At 41.6% G+C, this 22,692-nt stretch carries 19 protein-coding genes; 8 read left to right on the top strand and 11 right to left on the bottom strand.

Annotation, left to right across the window (positions count from 1 at the left end; translation table 11 throughout):
• Window positions 1-10: 10 nt before the first annotated feature.
• Complete coding sequence (locus C1E24_RS14445; RefSeq protein WP_138482619.1) at window positions 11-2,971, bottom strand: EAL domain-containing protein; 2,961 nt, start codon at window positions 2,969-2,971, stop codon at window positions 11-13.
• Window positions 2,972-3,317: 346 nt separating this feature from the next.
• Between C1E24_RS14445 and C1E24_RS14440 the strand changes: the two genes are divergently transcribed.
• The gene (locus C1E24_RS14440; protein WP_138482617.1) at window positions 3,318-4,469 is read left to right on the top strand and encodes a chorismate mutase; all 1,152 of its coding nucleotides are present in this window, start codon (window positions 3,318-3,320) and stop codon (window positions 4,467-4,469) included.
• Window positions 4,470-4,558: 89 nt separating this feature from the next.
• On the opposite strand, the gene tyrA is transcribed toward C1E24_RS14440, so the two are convergent.
• The 6 genes from tyrA to C1E24_RS14410 form a co-directional block, all read right to left on the bottom strand.
• A complete protein-coding gene (gene tyrA / locus C1E24_RS14435; protein ID WP_138482615.1) occupies window positions 4,559-5,695 on the bottom strand; it encodes a bifunctional chorismate mutase/prephenate dehydrogenase in 1,137 nt (378 codons plus the stop codon).
• A 197-nt stretch (window positions 5,696-5,892) separates the two neighbouring features.
• On the bottom strand, window positions 5,893-6,252 hold the full coding sequence (gene rplS, locus C1E24_RS14430; protein ID WP_058030692.1) for a 50S ribosomal protein L19: 360 nt from the start codon (window positions 6,250-6,252) through the stop codon (window positions 5,893-5,895).
• A 33-nt stretch (window positions 6,253-6,285) separates the two neighbouring features.
• A complete protein-coding gene (trmD, locus tag C1E24_RS14425) occupies window positions 6,286-7,053 on the bottom strand; it encodes a tRNA (guanosine(37)-N1)-methyltransferase TrmD (protein ID WP_138482613.1) in 768 nt (255 codons plus the stop codon).
• Entirely contained in the window at window positions 7,054-7,587 is a 534-nt protein-coding gene (gene rimM / locus C1E24_RS14420; RefSeq protein ID WP_058030694.1) for a ribosome maturation factor RimM, read from the bottom strand.
• Between the two features lie 17 nt (window positions 7,588-7,604).
• On the bottom strand, window positions 7,605-7,853 hold the full coding sequence (gene rpsP, locus C1E24_RS14415) for a 30S ribosomal protein S16 (RefSeq protein ID WP_058030695.1): 249 nt from the start codon (window positions 7,851-7,853) through the stop codon (window positions 7,605-7,607).
• Window positions 7,854-8,086: 233 nt separating this feature from the next.
• Window positions 8,087-10,204, bottom strand: a complete 2,118-nt coding sequence (locus C1E24_RS14410) for a TonB-dependent hemoglobin/transferrin/lactoferrin family receptor (protein ID WP_138482611.1) — start codon at window positions 10,202-10,204, stop codon at window positions 8,087-8,089.
• Window positions 10,205-10,429: 225 nt separating this feature from the next.
• Here C1E24_RS14410 and C1E24_RS14405 point away from each other — a divergent pair, with 225 nt between their 5' ends.
• From C1E24_RS14405 to C1E24_RS14390, 4 genes are read left to right on the top strand one after another with little or no spacing between them, the layout of a single operon-like run.
• Window positions 10,430-11,248, top strand: a complete 819-nt coding sequence (locus C1E24_RS14405; protein WP_138482609.1) for a heme/hemin ABC transporter substrate-binding protein — start codon at window positions 10,430-10,432, stop codon at window positions 11,246-11,248.
• The gene (locus C1E24_RS14400; RefSeq protein ID WP_138482607.1) at window positions 11,245-12,294 is read left to right on the top strand and encodes a FecCD family ABC transporter permease; all 1,050 of its coding nucleotides are present in this window, start codon (window positions 11,245-11,247) and stop codon (window positions 12,292-12,294) included. The genes C1E24_RS14405 and C1E24_RS14400 overlap by 4 nt, the downstream gene beginning before the upstream one ends.
• Window positions 12,287-13,084 (top strand): heme ABC transporter ATP-binding protein, encoded by a 798-nt coding sequence (locus C1E24_RS14395; RefSeq protein WP_138482605.1) that lies wholly within the window; start codon window positions 12,287-12,289, stop codon window positions 13,082-13,084. Before C1E24_RS14400 ends, C1E24_RS14395 begins: the two co-directional genes overlap by 8 nt.
• Window positions 13,077-13,814, top strand: coding sequence for a HugZ family protein (locus tag C1E24_RS14390; RefSeq protein ID WP_138482603.1), 738 nt, complete (start codon window positions 13,077-13,079; stop codon window positions 13,812-13,814). Before C1E24_RS14395 ends, C1E24_RS14390 begins: the two co-directional genes overlap by 8 nt.
• A gap of 73 nt (window positions 13,815-13,887) precedes the next feature.
• On the opposite strand, the gene ffh is transcribed toward C1E24_RS14390, so the two are convergent.
• Window positions 13,888-15,264 carry a signal recognition particle protein gene (ffh, locus tag C1E24_RS14385; protein ID WP_138482601.1) on the bottom strand — a complete coding sequence of 459 codons (1,377 nt, stop codon included), beginning with the start codon at window positions 15,262-15,264 and terminating at the stop codon, window positions 13,888-13,890.
• A 167-nt stretch (window positions 15,265-15,431) separates the two neighbouring features.
• Here ffh and C1E24_RS14380 point away from each other — a divergent pair, with 167 nt between their 5' ends.
• Window positions 15,432-16,238: a cytochrome C assembly family protein gene (locus C1E24_RS14380; protein ID WP_138482599.1), complete on the top strand. Its 807-nt coding sequence runs from the start codon at window positions 15,432-15,434 to the stop codon at window positions 16,236-16,238.
• Window positions 16,239-16,299: 61 nt separating this feature from the next.
• Window positions 16,300-17,568: an HlyC/CorC family transporter gene (locus tag C1E24_RS14375; RefSeq protein WP_138482597.1), complete on the top strand. Its 1,269-nt coding sequence runs from the start codon at window positions 16,300-16,302 to the stop codon at window positions 17,566-17,568.
• A 78-nt stretch (window positions 17,569-17,646) separates the two neighbouring features.
• Here C1E24_RS14375 and C1E24_RS14370 read toward each other — a convergent pair whose 3' ends face one another.
• The 3 genes from C1E24_RS14370 to C1E24_RS14360 form a co-directional block, all read right to left on the bottom strand.
• Window positions 17,647-18,264, bottom strand: coding sequence for a transglycosylase SLT domain-containing protein (locus C1E24_RS14370; RefSeq protein ID WP_405127338.1), 618 nt, complete (start codon window positions 18,262-18,264; stop codon window positions 17,647-17,649).
• Between the two features lie 115 nt (window positions 18,265-18,379).
• On the bottom strand, window positions 18,380-19,957 hold the full coding sequence (gene gshA / locus C1E24_RS14365; protein ID WP_138482595.1) for a glutamate--cysteine ligase: 1,578 nt from the start codon (window positions 19,955-19,957) through the stop codon (window positions 18,380-18,382).
• 71 nt (window positions 19,958-20,028) lie between these two features.
• Window positions 20,029-20,967, bottom strand: coding sequence for an NADP-dependent oxidoreductase (locus C1E24_RS14360; protein WP_138482593.1), 939 nt, complete (start codon window positions 20,965-20,967; stop codon window positions 20,029-20,031).
• Window positions 20,968-21,046: 79 nt separating this feature from the next.
• Between C1E24_RS14360 and C1E24_RS14355 the strand changes: the two genes are divergently transcribed.
• Window positions 21,047-22,594, top strand: coding sequence for a methyl-accepting chemotaxis protein (locus C1E24_RS14355; RefSeq protein ID WP_138482591.1), 1,548 nt, complete (start codon window positions 21,047-21,049; stop codon window positions 22,592-22,594).
• Window positions 22,595-22,692: the final 98 nt, after the last annotated feature.

Genomic DNA, 22,692 nt, shown 5'->3' with positions numbered 1-22,692 from the left:
CCCCCTTTTGTTATTGTACTTTAAAGACTTCAACAGCTTCTTCAGGGATAGGTGGGCTGTAGTAGTAACCTTGTACTACATAACAGTTATTATTCGCTAAGAAATCTACTTGCTCTTTCGTTTCAACTCCTTCAGCAACAACCTCAAGATTAAGCTTTTGGGCCATCGCGATAATAGCAGCAGTAATTTCCATATCATTTGGGTCTTCAGGAATATCTTTCACAAATGAGCGATCTACTTTAAGAATATCAACTGGGAAGCGTTTTAAATAACTTAAAGACGAATAGCCCGTACCAAAGTCATCAATAGATAAAGAAACACCTAAGGCCTTAATTTGGTGTAACTGAGAAATTGCTGCTTCTACATCTCCCATAAGCATACTCTCAGTCAGCTCAAGGTGAAGTAATTTAGGTGGCATATTTGTACGAGCTAGCACATCAGACAACACGCGTTTCATATTGCTGTCTTTAAATTGTCTCGCTGACAGATTGATTGACATGTTACCAACTTTGCCTTGCTGCTGTAACTTCACCGAGAAGCGACATGCTGCCTCGAGTACCCACTCTCCCAGCTCAACGATTAAACCCGTAGCTTCAGCTATTGGAATAAATTTACTTGGTGGGATAGGTCCTTGCTCTGGATGCTCCCAACGAATTAGGGCTTCATACCCAACCACCTCATTACTACGGTAATCAACTTGTGGTTGGTAATGCAAAGTGAATTGATTTTCGCGAATAGCCGAGCGCAGTTCATTTTCTATATACAAGCGCTCGTTTGCTGCTTCATCTAACTCTTGAGAATAGAAATGGAACGTGTTTCGCCCTTTCGCCTTTGCCTCATACATAGCTAAGTCAGCGTGTTTAAGTAATTGCTCTTCTTCTTTACTGTCAAAAGGCGCAAGCGTAATACCAATACTGGCACTGACAATCACTTCATTATTGCCAAGTTTAATCGGCACATTCAGTGTGCGTTGGATCATCTGAGCCACATCCATCGCATTATCTCGTTTCTCAATGCCACTTAACAGTACGGCAAATTCATCACCACCTAATCGTGCTATCGTATCTTCAGCTCTTAGACGGGTTTTAAGTCGGTCGGCTACTTCCACCAGTAAGCGATCGCCTGCGTCATGACCCAAAGTATCGTTAATACGTTTAAATTCATCTAAGTCAAAGTAGAATAACGCAAATGCGTAATGACCGCGTTCAGCCAATGCCATCGACTTTTTCAACTGCATTCTAAAGAAGGTGCGGTTGGCGAGGCCTGTTAGGGTATCAAAGTAAGCCAACTCCTCCATCTTACGCTGACTCTCTTTAACAAACGAGATATCTTGAGCTGACGCCACATAGCTTGAAATGTGACCGCTTTCATCACGAATAGGAGAAATGCTCAAGCTCACCCAAATCGGTTCATTTGTCACTCCTTGGAGTATGGTATCACCACGCCAATAATTTCGACTTCGCAAATCAAGGTCTATATCTTCAATTAGTATCGACATCTCTTTGGAAATAATGCTCAATAAAGGCTGTCGGGCATAATGTGCTTCATTGTAGCCAGTCATTTCTTGCATTTTGGGGTTTACGTATTCGATTTGAAAATGCTCATTGGTGATCACCACCGCAGTACCCGAGAACTCAACTGCTTTAGATAATCTATCAGCCGCTTTTTGCGCTATTTCTTTTTCAGTAATTTTATTGTTTAAACCCGTTACTAAGGTTTTAATTTCTTTACCCATATCATTGAAAGTGGCATTTAGGAGGCCAATTTCATCATTATTGTTAGGCATTGCGGGCATATCCCATTGGCCTCGACCAAAGTCTTTTACTGCACTGACCGTATTATTTATACGCTGTAGCACCAGTTTATAAAGCACTTGATGCAGTAAGAGAGCAACGAACATCGCATATAAAACAAATAAACCAAAGAATTTAACTTTTAGCTCTTCTAGTGCAGCAAGCGCCGAATCACGCTTTTTGTAAATACCAACATACCAACCTAACTCTGTGAGTTGAGTAACATTGATGAGATGTGTTTCACCTTTTAAGTCAAAGATTGACTGTCTATCTGGCAATTTTAACTTCAATGTATCATCAACAACCTTTGCAAGTTCTGGCGTTAATTCATTGCGACTAATAGCAGAGCCCGTATTAAAGATTTTTTGTAGATTTGGCGCAGCAAGAATATTGCCCTGACCATCAAAAATTAAGTATCCCTGATTCGAAGTTGGCACTGGCAGGTGCTTAAGTAGGTCTACCATACTAATATCTGTCCCTACGAAACCTTGATATTCTTCTTCAAAGTACAGAGGCACAAGAATACTGATGACCCATTTGCTCCATACATCGTCGTAGTGCACTTTTGACCAAACCGCTTCTCGTGTCGGGTTTAGCTCTTGTTTAAGTTGAGCAATAGTTTGGCCATCGAACAAGCCTTTTTTAGGGGCCGCGTTCAATAGCGTATTAGGTGGAGATATTCTGACAAACTGATTGTTCGTCACCATGTAAAAGTTAAAAAAGTCTTGTAATAACGGCGGCGCAATAATATCCCATAGTGCTTCTGAGCGAGCAAAAAACTGCTTATGCGCTTCATCTAAAGACTCTCCGGTAAAATAGGCAGCCGTTAAACCATTTGACGCTGTGCTTCGATAAGCACCGTCTCTAAATTGTATTGGAGATGGTGAATGATTTTGAATGGTCTGTTCATCATAAAAAAGATGTTTAGTTACAACAGCACCAGTTTGTTCAGACAGACTCTTTTTTAATTCAAGATAGTTAGAGAATTGATTTATGACTTGGGTACTAAAGCGCTTTAGATCTGCATATTCTTCAAATACAAGCTGCTTTTCTTCTGACTTTAACATGAAAGCAGCAGCAAAAATTCCCGCAACCAAACACACCGCCGAAATTAAAATCGATAGTTTGACGCTTAAAGAATTAAAACCAAACCTTGAAGGGGGTCGACGATTGACCACTGCTAAACCCTTATTAAAATTGTTATTTTTATATCGATATCGTTTCCCCAATATATCAGAATGTTTTCCTTTTCGCCAAGTTAGGGGCCTACAATCTCGCAACAAATGAGAAAAAATTACCAGTAAAGACTAAGGTAGTGCTTGTATGCACTTACCCCCTGTGTTAATAATGTATTCAATCTATTAAGTAATTCTTAATTAAACAATGACAAATTCTATTACTCGCAAAACTTATTTCTTTTTTAGCTTCTTTTTTAGATGAAGAGGCTTACCTGTTTGCGCGTGATTACGAATAGATAAGCCTCCCAACTGGGAGGTTTTTTTTTGCCGCTGGGAGTGAGGACCTATGACAGAAAATACTTTAAATGCTTTACGCAAAGATATAAATGAAATCGATTCAGACTTAATGGTGTTATTAGCAAAACGCCGTCGCATTAGCCATAGCGTTTTGGAATATAAAATTGCGAACAATAAACCGGTTCGTGACGAAGAGCGCGAACAAGCTTTGCTAGAAAAACTGATTAACTATGGTAAATCGCTCGGTCTTGATGCGTTTTATGTAAACAGTGTTTTTCAAACTATCTTAGAAGATTCAGTTTTAAATCAACAGGCGTTATTACAAAAGAGCCTGAACCCCGATTCATTGAGTGACACGCATCGTGTTGCTTATCTGGGCGGGCAAGGCTCTTATAGCCAACTTGCTTGTCATAAATACTTCAGCCGCCGCCCTGGTAAGTTAGTTGAAATGGGCTGCCAGAGCTTTGAACAAATCACTCAACATGTTGAGAAAGGCCAAGCTGACTATGGTCTGCTGCCAATTGAAAACACCAGTTCAGGCAGTATCAACGAAGTATTCGACTTACTTCAACACGCGCAAGTCACCATAGTCGGTGAAGTAACTCACTCAGTTGAACATTGCTTATTGGCAGCACCAGGTACTGAACTCAGCGACATTCAAAAAATCTTTGCTCACCCTCAGCCATTTGCGCAATGCAGCCGCTTCATTCAAGGACTAGATAATGTATTGCATGAAACATGTGATTCGACATCAAGTGCCTTAAAGCAAGCATCAGAAACACCAAATGGCGCTGCCATTGGCTCCGCACAAGCCGGTAAAAATGTCGGCCTAGAAGTAATCAAAACAGGACTTGCCAATCAAACAGAAAACCACAGTCGCTTCATTGTTGTGGCGCGTAAAGCATTGCAAGTATCAACTCAGATCCCAACCAAAACAAGCCTGATTATGGCAACCAAGCAGCAAGTTGGTTCATTGGCCGATGCACTAATGGTTTTCAAAGCCCATAACATCAATATGGTGAAGTTAGAATCACGCCCTGTGCCTGGCAACCCTTGGGAAGAAGTGTTCTATGTTGACTTACTTGCCAATACGGCAGAAAAGCATGTGCAAAATGCCTTAGAAGAGCTTAAAGATCATACTCAATTTGTGCGTATTTTAGGATGCTATCAAAGCGAGTCTATGCAAGCCGTTGAAGTTTAAAATTAAACGATTAAGTTAACTGAAAAAGGCACTTTTTTGAAGTGCCTTTTTTATATCTTAATCGTTATAAAGGAACTATCATCTAAGCGCTATATATCTAACACCTTTGCATCATTCGCTTTATTAAGCAAACCACGACTTTGCTTTAAGAACTGCTCTGCACAGCCCGAGAAATAATGTTTTGCCTCTGAGAACGAATCAATCAATGCCGCTTTGTCACCCGCTTTCAGTTTATCCAGTGTCAATTCAAAGGTTTCTTGGTAACTCGCTAATAACCCTTCTACATCATTAAATTGCGCTAACATAATGTCTGAATATAACTCAGGAGACTGAGCAAATAGCCTGCCAACCATCATTAACTCAAGCTGATAGATAGGTGAAGAACAGCTTCGAAGTTCTTCTAATGTATGGCATTGCTTCGCCAAAAACTGGCCATAGACGAACGTGGTTAAGTGACGCATCACCTGAATAATCTGCATGGCTTGGTCATGCTTTTTCGCATCCATTTCGACTAGCTGGCAACCCCATACTTTTAACTGCTCTAGTAGATCTGAACATGCTTCTGGCATTCGCCCTTCACAGACCACAACAGTTTGCTTTACCCAATGAGAAATATCAGGGCCAAACATTGGGTGAAGACCAACAACAGGACCAGTATGCTTATCCATAAGAACCTTCAAAGGTGCTTGCTTAACGGAGGTAATATCAACTAAGACACAGTCATCAGGTAAAGCTGGCAATGACGAAACCACTTCTTCTAAGGCATTGATTGGCACACTCACAAGCACCAATTTAGCCCCAGTTAATATTGTTTCGGCATCGGCTTGTTGCGCTCGGTCCAAAATACGAATCTCATACCCTGAGCGAGTAAGCTGCTTAGCGAATAACTGGCCCATCGCCCCTTCACCACCGACAATCACGACAGGAGATAACTCAGGCGCTTTACAGGCTAACTTACTTTGCTGATTTTCGTATGCTTCACGCATCATGCGCCTAAGCATATCTTCAACTAGATCTGGGTTTACGTTGTGCTCTTCAGCCTGCTGTCTTCTCGCTTCGATCAAAAGGCTTTCTCTGTCAGGGGCGTGTAAAGGTGCACCTATCTCTTGTTTGATAGCACCGATTTGAGATGTTAATGCGTTGCGTTTAGCAAGAAGTTGTACGAGCTGACTGTCGCATTCATCAATGCCGGCTCGAAGTTGTGCTAATGTTTGCTCACCCGTCATAACTGTAAACTTTTATAAACACCAGTAAATAAATAATTACAACTAGTCTAACAGGATGGTATGACAGATAAAAGTGAAGGGATGAATTAAATTTAGACTATGACATCACAAAGTGCGATATGGTTTTTTTGGGTATATAAACCAAAACAGGCCACTCAAAGAGTGGCCTGTTTTTAAAGCGTAGTAAAACGCGCGTATTAGTTAAGTTTTTCTTTAATACGTGCTGATTTACCTGAACGCTCACGTAGGTAGTAAAGCTTAGCGCGACGAACTGCACCGCGACGCTTAACTGTGATGCTATCTACTAGTGGGCTGTGCGTTTGGAATACACGCTCAACACCTTCACCGCTCGAGATTTTACGAACTGTGAAAGCTGAGTGTAGACCACGGTTACGCTTAGCGATAACAACACCTTCAAAGGCCTGTAGACGCTCTTTGTTACCTTCTTTAACGCGTACCTGTACAACAACTGTATCACCAGCGCCGAACGCAGGTACGTCTTGCTTAAGCTGTTCAGCTTCAAGCTCTTTAATAATATTTTGGTTTACTTTTGCCATTTTATTTCTCACATTCCTAGGTGTAACTGTCTTCTAGCCACAAGCTTGTTCATGTTCTCGCTGAAATTCAGCAAGTAACATGGCTTGCTCCTCAGTCAGAGCTAGGTTACGCAACAAGTCAGGACGTCTAAGCCAAGTTCTGCCTAATGACTGCTTAAGCCGCCATTTGGCTATCTCTTTATGGTTTCCGCTGAGTAATACAGCAGGCACCTGCTTGCCATCCAATGTTTCTGGCCGTGTATAATGAGGACAATCTAACAAGCCATCCGAAAAGGAGTCTTGCTCAGCTGATTGGTTGTGACCTAAAACACCTGGCACCAAACGCGCAACTGCGTCGATTAGTGTCATGGCTGGTAGTTCACCACCACTGAGAATAAAATCGCCGATGGACCATTCTTCGTCTACATAAGACTCAATGATCCGCTCATCAATACCTTCATAACGACCCGCAACTAATATCAACTTTTCTGATGCTGCTAATTCAGCTGCACCTTGCTGATCTAGTTTTCGCCCTTGAGGGGACATATAAATTACCTTAGCGTTTTCTCCTGCTGCCGCTTTGGCATCAAGAATGGCTTGTTTTAATGGATTAACCATCATCAACATGCCCGGACCGCCACCATAAGGTCTGTCATCTACGGTTCTATGCTTATCAGTTGCATAGTCACGAGGATTCCAACTGTTAAACTCGATTAAACCGTTTTTAACAGCGCGTCCCGTTACGCCTTGCTGGGTAATCGCATCAAACATTTCGGGAAACAGTGAAATAACACCGACCCATAATGGTTTTTGCTGGCTCATTTAAAAGCCTGGATCCCAGTCTACAGTAATTACTTTTTCTTCATGATTAACACCCTTGATAACTGAATCAGTTAAAAACGGAATTAATCGTTCTGATTGGCCAAACGCATCTTTTTTATTTGCTTTCACAACTAAAACGTCGTTTGAACCAGTCTCCATCAAGTCATCGACTGTGCCTAAGTTATAACCTTTATCAGTTACAACAGACATGCCGATAAGATCTCGCCAATAGAACTCACCTTCAGGGAGTTCAGGAAGTTGCGCCGAATCAACTGAAATTTCCACATTGGTCAAAGCCATTGCTTCATCTCGGTCGTTTACTTGCGCAAACTTGGCGATAAAGCCCTTGTTGTGGCGACGCCAGTCACTCACTTCAAGAGATTGCCATTTACCTTGTTGCCCTATCAACCATGGGCTGAATTCGAAGATCCCTTGGGGATCATCAGTAAATGAATGCACCTTAAGCCAGCCCTTAATACCATAAGGGGCACCAAGCTTACCTACTACAATAATCGAGGTGTTTTCTTGACTCATGGTTACACTTACGCCTATTAAGCCGCTTTACGAGCGTCTTTAACTAACTTAGCTACGCGATCTGAAAGAGATGCGCCTTGACCTACCCAGTGTTCAACACGTGATAAATCTAAACGTAATTTCTCTTCTTGACCCGCAGCGATTGGGTTAAAGAAACCTACTTTCTCGATGAAACGACCGTCACGTGAGAAACGGCTATCCGCAACCACGATTTGATAGAATGGACGCTTTTTAGCGCCGCCACGTTGCAAACGAATAGTTACCATACCGTCCTCAATTAGTTGACTGTTTTCATTAATAAGATTTGCTTCCCAATTTGGGAAGCTGGGGAATTGTACGAGTTTTTTTCAACAATGCAAGTTTGTTTTGGATTTTATTCTCTTAGGCACCTTCCCTGTAATTGCTTGGTAGTTGAAAAGCTTAATAAATTTGTCATACGAACAAAAAACGGATGTAAAAACTCACATCCGTTTTTTAAATCTAGTGACGAAGAGCAGCCTTAAAATGTCATTTTTGCATTGAGAGCAAAGTTTCTTCCCGGCTGCGTAAATTGTGTTAAATCAGCGTCTGCAGCTTGACCTGCAACACTTTCATAAGGGGTGTATGCTTTATCAAATAAATTGAATATGCCGGCATTCAACTTCACTACACCAAAGTCATAATCAGCAAATAAATCAACGGTCCCCCACCCTGACGTTTGAACCATGTCGTTATTTGGTACCTTTGTCATACGCTTGGCAAACTTAAATGCTCCCGTAACTGACCAATCGCCTTGTTCATAACGTGCTTTTACAAAGCCATTTAGCGGACTAATTGAATTTAAGTACTCATTGGTTTCTTTATCTTTACCATTTATAAAAGTAAGGCCTGTATCAAACGAGACATTATCGTTAACCCACACTGTATAAGTTGTCTCAACCCCTTTTATTTCAACTTCACTGATATTTTGATATTGGTAATACGTTTTTGGTGGCATGTTTGGAATGGTACTTGGTTCCACACGCACAACCTTATTACCTATGAAGTCCTCGAATTTTGTATTGAACAAGGTAATAGTAAAGCCATGTGATTCAAAATCACCTTTAACGCCAAACTCAACACTGTCACTGGTTTCAGGGTTTAGATCTGAATTTGGTAAAATCTGGTAAAACGGCTCAACACCATGGCTTTGATATGCAAGGTCATGCGGTGGAATTTTAAAACCTCGAGCGTATTGTGCAACAAGATTAAGGTTGTCAGAAAAAGCATAAACTAAACCAAGTTTTGGTGATAAGGCCGTTTCTGTAATATCAGAAAACTCAGCCCCCTCATACAAGGCATCTTTTTTAGGCGTCATGTCATATCTGTCTACACGAATACCCGCATTAAGGTCTAAAGAATCAGGTATAAGCGTTATGTTGTCCTGAACAAATATCCCGAGCATACTTGTATCTGCACCAGGGAAGGTTTTCTGTCCTTCTTTATCAAGTAGTTTGTTCCCTTGCGCATCAAGTCGTGTTTTATATCGTGGTCTAGCTGTCTCGTAACTATCGTAATCAAAACCATAAACGAATTGGTGGTTTAGCCCTGCTACTTCTAAGTTTTTATCTAATACAACTCGAGCCCCCAAAATAGACTGCTCGAATCGATAGTCATTGTAATCGGTATAAGGACCTGTTCTACTGCGGCTGCCGTCATTTGCGCGCAATTGGTCACTCTTCTGCTCAAAGTCGGTGTAATAGACTTGTGCCTTTAAATTATCGTAAAAAGCAGTCGCACTCGCGCTATCAAATGCTAAAGACACAGATAGGCTTTCATTCTGATCCGTTGTCTCATTAATTGTGGCTGCTATTACTTGCTTTGTTTCTTGGTCAAAAAAGTCAACCGTTGCCAATAAACGTTCGTTGTCTGAAATATCAAATTCTGATTTGATCAACACAGCATTCGAGGTGTAATCAAAGCCAGGTAGATTTTCTTGGTAATTTTGCGCTTCTTTACCATCTCTTCTCGTTAATTGAATTGATGTCGCATTCATCTCACCTACTTTCTGAGAATACGTAGCTGAAAAACTCTTTTCAGAATTAACGCCATAATAACCCAACCCTAATTGCGCATATGCGGTGTCATTCGCCAAATAATCTGATGGGTCTTTGGTTGAGATAACAACAATACCGCCAAGCGCATCAGAACCATATAAAGAGGACGCGGCACCTTTGGCAACTTCAATTTGTTGAACATTATCGATATCAAAGTATCCACGGCCAATAAGTAAGCCAGCTCCACCTACATAAGCATCATTTACACGACGGCCATCTTTGATATATACCACACGGTTTCCACCGATACCTCGAATATTGAGCGCTTGAGCTTCACCTGTAGAGCCCGATGTTGTAATCCCTGTTTGATACTTAAATGCGGTATTTAAGTCCACTGCCAACTCACGTTCAATTTCTTGTTCAGTAACGACATTCACTGAGCCCGCAACATCAACCAGTTTTTGCTCAATTCGAGAGCCTGATACAACAATAACTTCACTTTGCTTTTCAAACCGAGCTTCTTCAGCCGCAGTAATAAACGAACATGATGCAGTTAATACAGCTGCAGTAATACTGATCGAAATGGGTGTCTTCTTAAACATTTTTTTACCTCAAACAGGAAGAACGAATCAATTTCGAGAGCACTATAATCACATTTTAAATTGATCACAAATGATAATTGTTTTTATTATTATATAGATTTTAAGAATTCTGATAGGTATTATCAGCAAACGAGGATGAAGTAACGTAGAGGGATTTAGCAATTTGCTCATAGAGCCAAAGCTATGGCTATGAGTGCTATTAAAATTTATAAACAAGAGAAAACAATGAAACACATTATTTCTATTGGTTTACTGCTTTTAACCATTAGCTTTAATAGCTCAGCACAAAGAATTGTAACTGCAGGTGGCACCATCACAGATATTGTCTATGCACTTGGCGCTGGAGAGAAAGTCGTCGCTGTAGATACGTCAAGTACTTGGCCACCTAAAGCAGTTGCTTTACCTAAAGTAGGTTATTATCGAGATCTGGCTGCCGAAGGCGTTTTATCAAAACAACCAACAATTATACTGGCCTTAGAAGGTACAGGTCGCCCCGAAGTACTTACGCAATTAAAGAGTACAGGTGTTGCACTTAAGCTTTATAACAAACCTAAGCATGTAGATGGGCTTTTTCAATTAATCTCTCAAGTCGCCGCTGATTTAAACCAACAAGAAAGCGCGCAAAAGCTTATTGCACAACTAAAAAAAGCATTGCCAGTCAAAGCCCCCATTTCTGAATCTAAAGCATTATTTATTCTTTCAGCTGGTGAACGAGGATTGATGGTCGCAGGTAAAGAAACGGTGCCTGATTTACTTTTTAGTTATACAGGCGTGCGTAATCTAGCTCAACACGAAGGTTTTAAACCTTTTAACCGCGAATCTTTAGTAGTGAGTAACCCTGACTTCTTGGTAGCACCTAGCCATGTTGTAAATGGGGCGGGCGGCGCTGAAAAGTTCTGCCAACAGGCTGCTCTTGCGTTAATTCCTGCAGCAAAAGCATGTCGGCTTCTTATCATGGATTCTTTAATGGCACTGGGTATGACAACACGCTTACCTGAAGCCATCGCGACATTAAATAAATTTCACCTTAAAAATGCACTATGACCGGTCTTGCGCTCCCTACACTACACTCTAACCAGCACTTAAAATGGTATTGGCTCAGTGCCATCTCACTCTTTTTTTTGGCTTGGCTTTCATTAAGCACGGGGCCAGTGGGTTGGGATTGGAAAATGCCAATTGCTTGGTTAATGCCCGATAGTTTTGTAACCGACATCAACACATTACAACTTAGCGTAGTATCGCAAATTCGCTTACCAAGGCTTATTCTGGCCATTCTGATCGGCTCGGTTTTAGCTTGCAGTGGGGCCGCTACGCAAGCCTTATGTAGAAACCCACTCGCAGATCCGAGTCTAATGGGGGTGACTGGCGGTGCGGCTGTCGCAGCGATTGCCGTCATTGCACTCGCGCCAAAGGTCAGTTTCATTAATGAAGCCATGATTGCGCCAGCTGCATTTATCGGAGCATTGACGATTACAAGTATTATTTACCGCCTGGCAAACCACCAAGGGCAAGTACAAATAACAACACTACTACTTGCCGGCGTTGCCATCAATGCGATAGCCATGGCGATAATTGGACTCTTTAGTTTCTTTGCCGATGACAGTGCACTGCGATTGATGACGTATTGGCAAATGGGTTCTCTAGGTGGTGCGAGCTGGTCAGCCATTACCTATGGTGCACCACTTATTATAGTAAGCACACTCTGTTTACTTATGAAAAAAAGACAAATTAATGCCCTTATGCTGGGCGAACGTGACGCAAGACATTTGGGCGTCAATGTAAAACGTCTGAAAACAGAAGTCGTCTTTTTCGTAGCACTCGGCGTTGGTGGTGCTGTTGCTATGGGTGGCATGATTGGTTTTGTTGGTCTGGTAGTGCCGCATATCGCAAGACTACTAGTTGGTCCAGATCTCAGAAAAATGCTGCCACTGAGTATGCTGCTAGGTTGTTTGTTAATGCTACTGGCTGATTGGATAGCACGTTTAATTGTTGCTCCGTCTGAGTTACCAATCGGCATTGTGACCGCATTATTTGGCGCACCTTTTTTCATTTATCAATTAATTAAACAAAAACGAGGTATGCATGCTTGAATGTCATAACCTTAATGTTACACGCGGCAATAAACATATTATTAAGAACTTGTCGTTTAACGCAAAGCAAGGCGAATTTATTGTATTACTGGGTGAAAATGGCGCAGGAAAATCAACACTGTTGAGTGCAATTTGTGATGATTTATCTTTTACTGGTCAGGTGACCTTATACAATCAGCTGTTATCTGACTTTGACCCAAATACATTGGCAAAACAAAGAGCGATGCTATTGCAAAATAATCGCGTCAATTTTGCGTTTAGTGCAGCCGAATTGATTGCCATGGGCCGCTACCCGTATCAAGAAAGTACCAAAGAGCAGGCCGACACCGTAAGTCAAATCATTGAGATGCTCTCTTTGGCTCATTTAGCAAATAGAGATGTCACTGTGTTATCGGGTGGAGAATTTCAACGAGTGCAATTTGCACGATGCTTGGCGCAACTCAACGCACATAAAACGGATACCAAAGGCAAACTCATGTTGCTTGACGAACCGACCTCTGCATTAGATTTACACCGTCAACATTGTACGTTAGGTAAAGCGAAAGCATTTGCACAGCAAGGCAATACCGTCATTGCTGTATTGCATGACTTAAACCTCGCGTCATTATATGCGGATAGGGTTTTATTACTGCACGATGGATATATCCATCAAGATGGTAGTCCGCAACATGTCCTTAAAACAGACATACTACAACCTATATATAGAGCTGGCATGCAAATTAACCAACATCCCAGCTTTTCAATTCCTATGATTTTTTCAGAACCTCTTACAGGAGCCCAAAATGCGTGAACAGGCAGCTTTTGAAGCACGCACTTTAGTCAGACAGTCACATGTTTGTGTGATCTCAACAATTTCAAAAAACCTGCAAGGTTATCCTTTTGGGTCTGTATCACCATTCATGACAGACAATCAAGGTAGGCTTATTTTTTATATTGCAGGGATTGCGCAACACTCACGAAACTTAAGTGAAGATAGTAGAATGTGTGCCACTGTATTTGATGCTGCAGAACAAGGTGATCAGAATGCTCATGCCCGCGTTACAGTGGTCGGTGATGCAGCCCCAGTACCAACAGAAGAATCTGAATTGCTACTGGCGAGATACGAACGACAATATCCAGAAGCCATATCGTACCGACAAGCTCATGATTTTCAGCTTTGGAGAATGGAAGTAAAGCGTGTTCGCTACATCGGGGGTTTTGGCCATATCTTCTGGATTGAACAAAATGAATGGCAACTAGAAGCGCCACAATTTTCGCTTGAAGACGAAGCTCGCATGGTAGAGCACATGAATGAAGATCACCGCGATGCCAACCAACTCATTCTTAAGCTCATGCATAATATTGAAGCCGATGATGTTGTGATGACAACGCTCGTATCGGATGGCTGTTACCTAAGAGCAAATGAGAAAAACTATTTCATTCAATTTGAAACACCATGTCATGATGGTATGTCAGTACGTAAAGAGCTAGTGAGATTAACAAACGCAGCAAGATCACAAGCAGAAGCTGTAAGCGCCTAGTTACGCCCTGCAAGCTTAAAAAAAGGAAGCGCCTCTCGTCGCTTCCTTTTTTAATACAATTAGAAAGTTTTAATTAAAACTTAGGGCCACCACCCATCATGCCTGGTGGCATCATCCCCTTCATATTGCGCATCATTTTCATCATGCCGCCTTTACCCTTCATCTTCTTCATCATCTTTTGCATCTGGGTAAATTGCTTAAGCAGTTTATTGACGTCTTGTACCTGAGTACCAGAACCTGCTGCAATACGCTTTTTACGAGACCCTTTGATTAAGTCAGGACGAGCACGCTCTTTCGGTGTCATTGAGTTGATGATCGCTTCCATTTGATTGAAAGTTTTGTCACCTACCTGATCTTTAACTGCATCTGGTAGGTTAGACATACCAGGTAGCTTATCAAGCATCCCCATCATGCCACCCATGTTCTTCATTTGACGAAGCTGCTCTGCAAAATCTTCTAACGTGAAGCCGTCACCTTTAAAGACCTTTTCAGCAACTTTTGCTGCTTTGTCTTTATCGACTTTCATTTCAACTTCTTCAATTAATGAAAGTACGTCACCCATGCCTAGAATACGTGAAGCAACACGATCTGGGTGGAAAGGTTCTAGTGCATCAGTGCGCTCACCCACACCGATAAATTTAATTGGTTTACCCGTAATATGACGAATTGATAATGCCGCACCACCACGCGCATCACCATCGGTCTTAGTCAGAATAACACCAGTTAGTGGTAACGCTTCATCGAAAGCTTTTGCTGTGTTCGCCGCATCTTGACCCGTCATAGAGTCAACAACGAATAAGGTTTCAACTGGGTTAATTGCTGCATGAAGATCTTTGATCTCGTCCATCATGTCGCTATCTACGTGCAAACGACCTGCAGTATCGACAATCACAACATCAATGAATTTCTTCTTCGCATGACTAATAGCATTGGTGGCGATATCAACTGGCTTCTGTGAAATATCACTTGGGAAAAACTCAACATCAACTTCGTTAGCTAGCGTTTCAAGCTGTTTAATCGCCGCAGGACGATAAACGTCCGCACTCACCACAAGTACAGATTTCTTTTTACGCTCTTTTAAGAACTTAGACAGTTTACCAACACTGGTGGTTTTACCCGCACCTTGTAAACCTGCCATCATTAATACCGCTGGCGGCTGCGCAGCTAGGTTAAGCTCTTCATTGGCTTCACCCATAGCCTTTTCAAGTTCTTCACGTACTATTTTGATGAAGACTTGTCCCGGACTTAAGCTCTTCGTTACTTCAACACCAACCGCACGTTCCTTTACTTGTTTAACAAACTCACGAACAACCGGTAATGCAACATCAGCCTCAAGCAGTGCCATACGCACTTCACGGAGGGTTTCTTTAATATTGTCTTCGGTAAGTCGGCCGCGGCCACTGATGTTTTTTAACGTTTTACCTAAGCGTTCTTGGAGATTTTCAAACATGTATTAGGTTCCAATAAGTCGTAATTAAGCGCATTATACTGATATGCAGGCGACTAATACAGTATTCAAGTAAAGACAAAGTTTCTTTTTATAACCTCTTTGCAAGAACGGTGGCTTAAAATACAATAGCCTGTAACAAGGATTCTAACCTCTGGACCATATTTAATATGTTGATCATTAGCTTGTCTTTACTTGCCAGTCTTTTATATGTTCTTGCCACTGGGCATGTATTGTCACGTCTATTTCATAAAGAAGGTCCTAGTCACAAGCTAACTGTCTTGCTCAGCACAGGCGCAATCTTGGCGCACATGCTGGTGCTCGTGAATTCGGTGTTTACGCAAGAAGGCCAGGATTTAAGTACCGTTAATGTAGCGTTATTAACTTGCTGGGTGATTGTCGTGAGTGTCACAACTGTATCATTGAAGTTCCCTGCAACTTTACTGCTCCCTGTTGTCTATGGCTTTGCTGCTATTTTATTAATCGCCAGTCTATTCATTCCACATCATATTATTATGCAAAGTATTAATGTGGATTTAGGGCTGGTTGTACATATCTCACTATCACTGCTCGCTTATTGTATTTTAATCATTGCCACACTTTATGCGGTACAATTCTTTTATATAGATAAACGTCTTAAAGAGAAAGACCTAGCCATTATGAACAGTCATCTACCGCCACTTATGTTAGTAGAGAGACAACTTTACCAACTGCTAACTGTGGGCACAGGTATTTTTTCATTGGCGCTTATGTCTGGATTTATCTTTCTTGAAGGCATGTTTGCTAAAGAAGTCATCCACAAAACCGTTCTGTCTATTATCGCTTGGTTAGTTTTTGCAATTGTAACCCTAGGTCATCATCGCTTTGGTTGGCGTGGAAAGCCTGTGGTTTTTGCTATTATAGGTGCCTCTGGTTTAGTGACTTTGGCCTACTTTGGTAGCAGATTCATACAAGAAGTGATTCTAGTAAAGTTTTAACTTGACTCAGTACTTTCAGTAACGCTTAATACCTATTCAATATTAGAAAAGGGATCCTCTTTTGGACGACATATCAACCGGTACGCTCTTTGCAATTTTGGGCTTACTCATTTTGCTCTCAGCTTATTTCTCAAGCTCAGAGACTGGCATGATGTCGATAAATAAATATCGACTAAGACACTTAGAAAAAGAAAACCACAAAGGTGCTAAACGCGTAAGTGGCTTGCTACAACGTCCTGATAGATTAATTGGTGTCATCCTAATTGGTAATAACCTCGTTAATATTGCTGCTGCTACAGTTGCTGCCATTATTACAGAAAGGTACTTCGGCGATGTTTGGGGCCCTCTTGTCAATACTATAGCGCTCACGTTCGTAATTCTAATCTTTGCTGAAGTCACTCCCAAAACACTTGCAGCATTGCATCCAGAGAAAGTTGCCTTTCCTAGTTCTGTAATATTGAAAGGTCTCTTAAAGTTGATGTTCCCATTTGTAATTGGATTAAACTGGATCACCAATGGCATTCTTAAACTGTTTGGCATTTCAAACCAAGACATTGAAGAGCACAGTTTAAGTAAAGAAGAACTTAAAACCGTGGTAAATGAGTCCAGTGCATTACTGCCTAGCAATCACCAAAACATGCTGACGTCTATTCTCGATTTAGATCATGTCACAGTTGAAGACATTATGATCCCGCGTAATGAAATCAACGCCATTGACATTAATGACGATTGGAAAGACATCTCTAAACATTTGACCAATGCACAGCACACTCGAGTATTACTGTATCGTGACCAGATTGATGATGCCGTTGGTTTTATCCACTCTCGTGATGCACTGCGTCTACTGACTAAAGAGCAGTTCAACAAACCCTCTTTATTGCGCGCCGTTCGCGAAATTTACTATATCCCAGAAGGTACTTCATTAAATACCCAGCTGTTAAAGTTTCAGCAAAGCAAAGAACGTATTGGCTTAGTTGTGGATGAGTATGGTGATATTCAAGGCTTAGTTACACTTGAAGATATCTTAGAGGAAGTGGTGGGAGACTTCACAACAACACAAACCCGAGCGCCGAGTGAAGAAGTTGACGTACAGTCTGACGGCTCAGTATTGGTTGATGGTACTGCAAACATACGTGATATCAACAAAGAAATGAATTGGGAGTTACCAACAGAAGGCCCTAAAACACTCAGTGGTTTAATTGTTGAGTATTTAGAAGATATTCCTCAAAAACCTCAGGGAATGAGGATTGCAGGCTACCCGATTGAAATTATCGAAATCAAAGAAAACATGATAAAGCAGGTTAAGGTGTTTCCTGAACAAAGAAAATGACAACTTTGATTTTATAAATTTTAAAAATTAAAAAAGCCGCATTCGCGGCTTTTTTAATTTATTAATTCTTTTACTAATTTAGCTAAATAGCCTTTCAAACCAAGACTTATCTAATTCAGCTTCACATCTTTTTAATTGCGCACCATAGCGTCCAGCACGATGCTTCACTTTGTTTGCTACAGCCATCAACCACTTTTTCTTTCGATAAGTACCACGCTTATATCCACCCCATCCTTCATGGTAGTTAAGATACTGCGCATAGGCATCCCATTTAGAAATACCATTCACTTTATGTGTTTTGTAAACAAACCAAGCCATAAAATCAATGGCATCCTCGAAGTCATCTCTGTCAGCGCCTGAATTACCTGTTTCTCGAATGTAATCTTGCCATGTGGGCGTTTTAGCTTGAGAATAACCATATGCAGAGCTTGCTCGGCCAATTGGAATAAATCCTAAAAAGTATTCCATTGGTGGCGCTGCATCATGTCGAAACGAGCTCTCTTGATACATCATTGCCATCAGAACATGCTTAGGTGAGCCCCATTTATCTTGGGCATCTCGCGCATCGTAATACCAATCTTCTTTTTCTTCGAAGATCTTACAAATATTGTCTGGTTGTTTCGGAGGCGCAGTAGCACAACCGCTCAAAACAGCAGCAAAAGATAAGGTGAGAAAACTTTTTTTTATTTTTTTCATTTTTTAGTGAACTTATCTAGATTTCACAAGTCTTAGTTTATGAATGCAGTGGTTTAGCATTGTTTCATCCCTGATTTAATATTTGCGCAGCTAATTTAGCTGCGCTTTTTTTTGCCTAAGCGTTGGCAAAATAATCATCTAAGAATGCCACAAAAGTCAAATCATCTTCTGCCACTTTTTGCAGCTGTGCTTCGTGAGAAGCGTCTGCATCTGCATCTAGACTTGAGTTTGAGTAGGTTACAAATGTCTGAGACTGATGCGCTAACTTATACTCATTCGCCAACTCTATTGCATAGCTTCCACCATCTTGTTGGTTTTGCTTAAGCTGAAATAAGAACTGACCTGAAAGTGTCTTATTCGGATCAGAAATGCATTCACGCCATAGTTTGATTGCATTTTGATAGACATTCGAGTCATTTGCATTGTCCATATACTGAGCCACATGCACTAACTCTGCAAAAATCTCGTCTGCCCATGTTTGCAAAGAAACAGGTGAACCGTCACGTTGCAGCTCAAGGTCCGACTTACGGCCGAAGTTCACCACAGCTTGTAAATTGGCTTCTGTTGACCTTTGATCTTCACAGCTTAATGCTGGTGCGTCTTTCAGCAGACAATAGGTTAAAAACACATCTAAGAAATGAATTTGTTCTAGACTGATCCCCGTCTGTGAAAAAGGATTAACATCTAAAGCGCGGATCTCGACATATTCAATACCTGCTCTTGCTAAAGCTTGAGTCGGAGTCTCCCCGCTCTGTGCATTACGCTTTGGTCTGATCGGCGAGTAAAACTCATTTTCGATTTGCAGTATGTTTTTATTTAGCTGCTGCGGCGTTTCTGCTTTATAGTCAGCTAAATTACCGTACAAGTCAGAGTGACAGCCAATTGCTTCGCGTAAGCCCGCAATATACTCATCTAAATTATTATAGGTCACTTTTAAAGACGACTGAGCACTGTTGGTATACCCTAAATCACCTAGTCGTAATGCCGTACCGTGCTCTAAGTAAAGCGTGCCTTTACCCAAAGTTTCAAACGGAAGATCACTTTTATTACCCTGCAAGAATGATTTACACAGCGCTGGAGAAGCGCCAAATAAATAGCTGATTAACCAAAGCTCACGCTTAAAGTTTCGAATAAGGCCTAAATATTTCTCAGAAATAAAGGCTTGTTTCTCAGCTGTGCTTTGTTCAATTTTTTGTAGGCTATCCCACAAGGTATCTGGGAATGAAATATTAAAATGAACACCGGCGATAGCCTGCATCATACTGCCATAACGGTTTTTTAGACCTTCGCGATACAGAGTTTTCATTTTACCAATGTTTGATTCGCCAAAATACGCTAGGGCAATATCATCTTGGTTTTCAATGAAGCAAGGCATACTCATAGGCCACAATAGCTCGTCGCCCATTTTACTCAGGGTGTATTTCTGTAAGTCTTGCAGTTGCGCTAGCGTCTCTTTTGGATCTTCACTGACAGGGGTAATGAACTCGAGTAATGATTCTGAAAAGTCAGTGGTGATATGCGAGTTCGTTAACGGATGCCCAGCGTTTTGTGGATGAGGCGTTTTAGCGATAGAGCCATTTGGGTTGATCCTTAATGCTTCTCGCTCAATACCACGCTTGATGCCCTTAATGGCTTGCTGGTGTTCTGCTGCAGAGAGTGCTTCTAAGCGAGTCTTTAATTCTGGTGTATTCAAAAAATTATCCTCAAGCCAATAGGCAATGTTCAATCAATGGGGGCACATCCCCAATACTCAAGCAATATTTATTAACTATGACTCATAATTATCTTGCCGGCATGCTGCCCCGCTTCCATATATTCATGCGCTTGCTGGATGTCTTGCAACGCAAAAGTCGAATCGACATGGATAAATAAATCGCCACCACGATACGCAGTCATCAGTTCATTTAGATCAGCTTTATTCTTTTCAACTACAATACCAGAGACCGTTATGTCACTTTGCTGTGCAGCTGCAACGATCTGCTGGGCACTGATGGTTGGTACAGTCACTACTTCACTGCCTGAGTTTAAATTCGCGACCATTCTCTCGCCGATTTCACCACCGACTAAATCGAGTAGTTGTGCTTGGCGCTTTTGTGAAAAGAATGTCTCATAATCAACAACCTTTACAGCTAACTTTTGTAACAGTTCATGTGAAGGACGATTGCTTACTGCAACCACTTCTTTACCTTGTAATTGGGCTAGTTGGGTTGCTAAATGACCCACACCACCTGTAGGTGCATTTATGTAAAGGGTTGACTGTGAGCTTGAAAACTTTTTCAGGGCCTGAATTGCAGTTAAACCTGCTAAACATAGACCTGCTACTTCTGATTTTTGTTGCACATCAAATGCAATTAATTCGTTTGCTTCAGCAATAACATAATCAGCGTAACAGCCCGGCTGTTTGGCAAATCCCACCATACCTGCGACAAATTGCCCCACATGTAGGTCAGAGACTTGAACGCCACACTGCTCTACAACACCGTATACGTCATAGCCTAAAGATAAAAACTCATCAGCTTCTTTTGCTTGAGCAACAAAACCTAAACCTGCACGCGTTTTCAAATCGATAGGATTAATTGCACTGCTATATACTTTAATAAGCACTTGAGTGTCATTTAACTCAGGTAGAACACATGTTTTTGCCTGAATTTTATCCGCAGCACCAAACTCATCTATTCCATATTTAATTGCTTGCACAGGCATACTATATTCCTACTATTACACAAAGCATTATAGCCTTATAATCTAACACAGTTTTACACTGAACCCTATGGAGAAAATCATGCGTCGTGGCCAATCAATTATCAATGAAGAAGTCACCTTTGATGACTCGCAACAGCTTGTCTCTACTACCGATTTACGCGGTGTCACTACGTATGCAAATGCAGCATTTTGTGCAGTTTCAGGGTTTAGTGCCGAAGAGCTAGTAGGGAAAAACCACAATATTGTACGCCATCCTGATATGCCAAAAGCGGCGTTTAAAGAACTTTGGGATAAGTTAGAACAAGGCCACTCTTGGCGTGGGGTGGTAAAAAACCGCTGTAAAGACGGCCGCTATTACTGGGTAGATGCATTTGTCACACCTATTTTTGAGCATGGTCAGCTCGTTGGCTATCAATCGGTGAGAGTTAAGCCGTCTGAACAACTTAAGAAAAGAGCGCAATCTCTTTATGATGCAATAAATCAAGGTAAAAAGGTGTGGCACTGGCGTGAAAAAATTGCGCTGAGGCAAACCCTTTCAACGATTATTGCGTTATTGCTTACCCTCGCTTGCTTTGTTTTTGCCGGTTGGCAACTCGGTATTGCAGCGATGGTCACCATGTTGGCAATTTTGTTCATTAACTATGATGAACTGCTTGTGGTACCTGCCAAGCTCAAATTACAGCAACAGCAATTCGATTCGGTCTCTCGCTATGTCTACTGCGAAGCGACGCCCTTTTCTATCGCTGAATTTAATTTGGGTATGCTACAAGCCAAGCTTCGAACTGTTTTAGGCCGTATGCAAGATTCTGCGTCTACTTTCAAAAATATCGCAACCGGACTTGATGAAAAGTCTTCCGATACAGAAAAGGGGATTGAAGCGCAAAGTGAACGCTTGCGTTCTATGGCTGCAGCGATGTCACAAATGAGCCAAACCATTGGTGAGATTTCAAACAATACCGCCGATACCGCCAACAAAGTCGATAGTACGCAGCATCATTGTTTAGAAATTAAAAATACCATGCTCGAAAACGTTGATATGGTCAGCTCGCTTGCCACGCAAGTAGATGAAGCTGCACAAACAGCAAACTCTCTGGCTCAAGAAGCCGATAAAATTGGCCAAGTCATGACTGAAATCGAAGGTATTGCGGAGCAAACTAACTTACTAGCACTGAATGCAGCGATTGAGGCTGCTCGAGCGGGTGAGCATGGCCGAGGCTTTGCTGTGGTTGCCGATGAGGTGCGTGCTCTGTCATCTCGGACACAAAGTGCCACCAGCCATATTTATGCATCAATTAAAGAGATACAAGATACTTTGTATAAATGGTCCGAAGTGATGCAAAGTACCAAAGACAGGGCATCTAACTGCGCCGATGCAAGCCAAACCAGCCAACAGGCCTTAGAAGTGATTTTTGAGCAGATCAGTGAAATAGCTAATGCTGCGCAAGGTATTTCAACTGCTGCAGAGCAACAACAAATGGTGAGTGTGGAGATTAACGACAACATCACCACCATCACCCATCACGGCAGCGAGAATTTAACCTTAAGTTATAAAGTCGCGGAAGATGCAGCTAAGTTGGTAGAAAGTGCCAACAAAATATCTGGTTTGTTACTGACGTTTAAAGTCTAAAAATTAAGATAAAAATACGCGATGTGAAATCGCTGCTACAGTATCCACAATTCGGTCGCACCGACTTTATGTCGGGTGCTTAAAACACAAAATGGCAG

Source organism: Pseudoalteromonas phenolica (assembly GCF_005876835.1).
Taxonomy (GTDB): domain Bacteria; phylum Pseudomonadota; class Gammaproteobacteria; order Enterobacterales; family Alteromonadaceae; genus Pseudoalteromonas; species Pseudoalteromonas phenolica_B.
The sequence above is the reverse complement of the archived record's forward strand: the minus strand, read 5'-3'. Positions and strand labels throughout refer to the sequence as shown.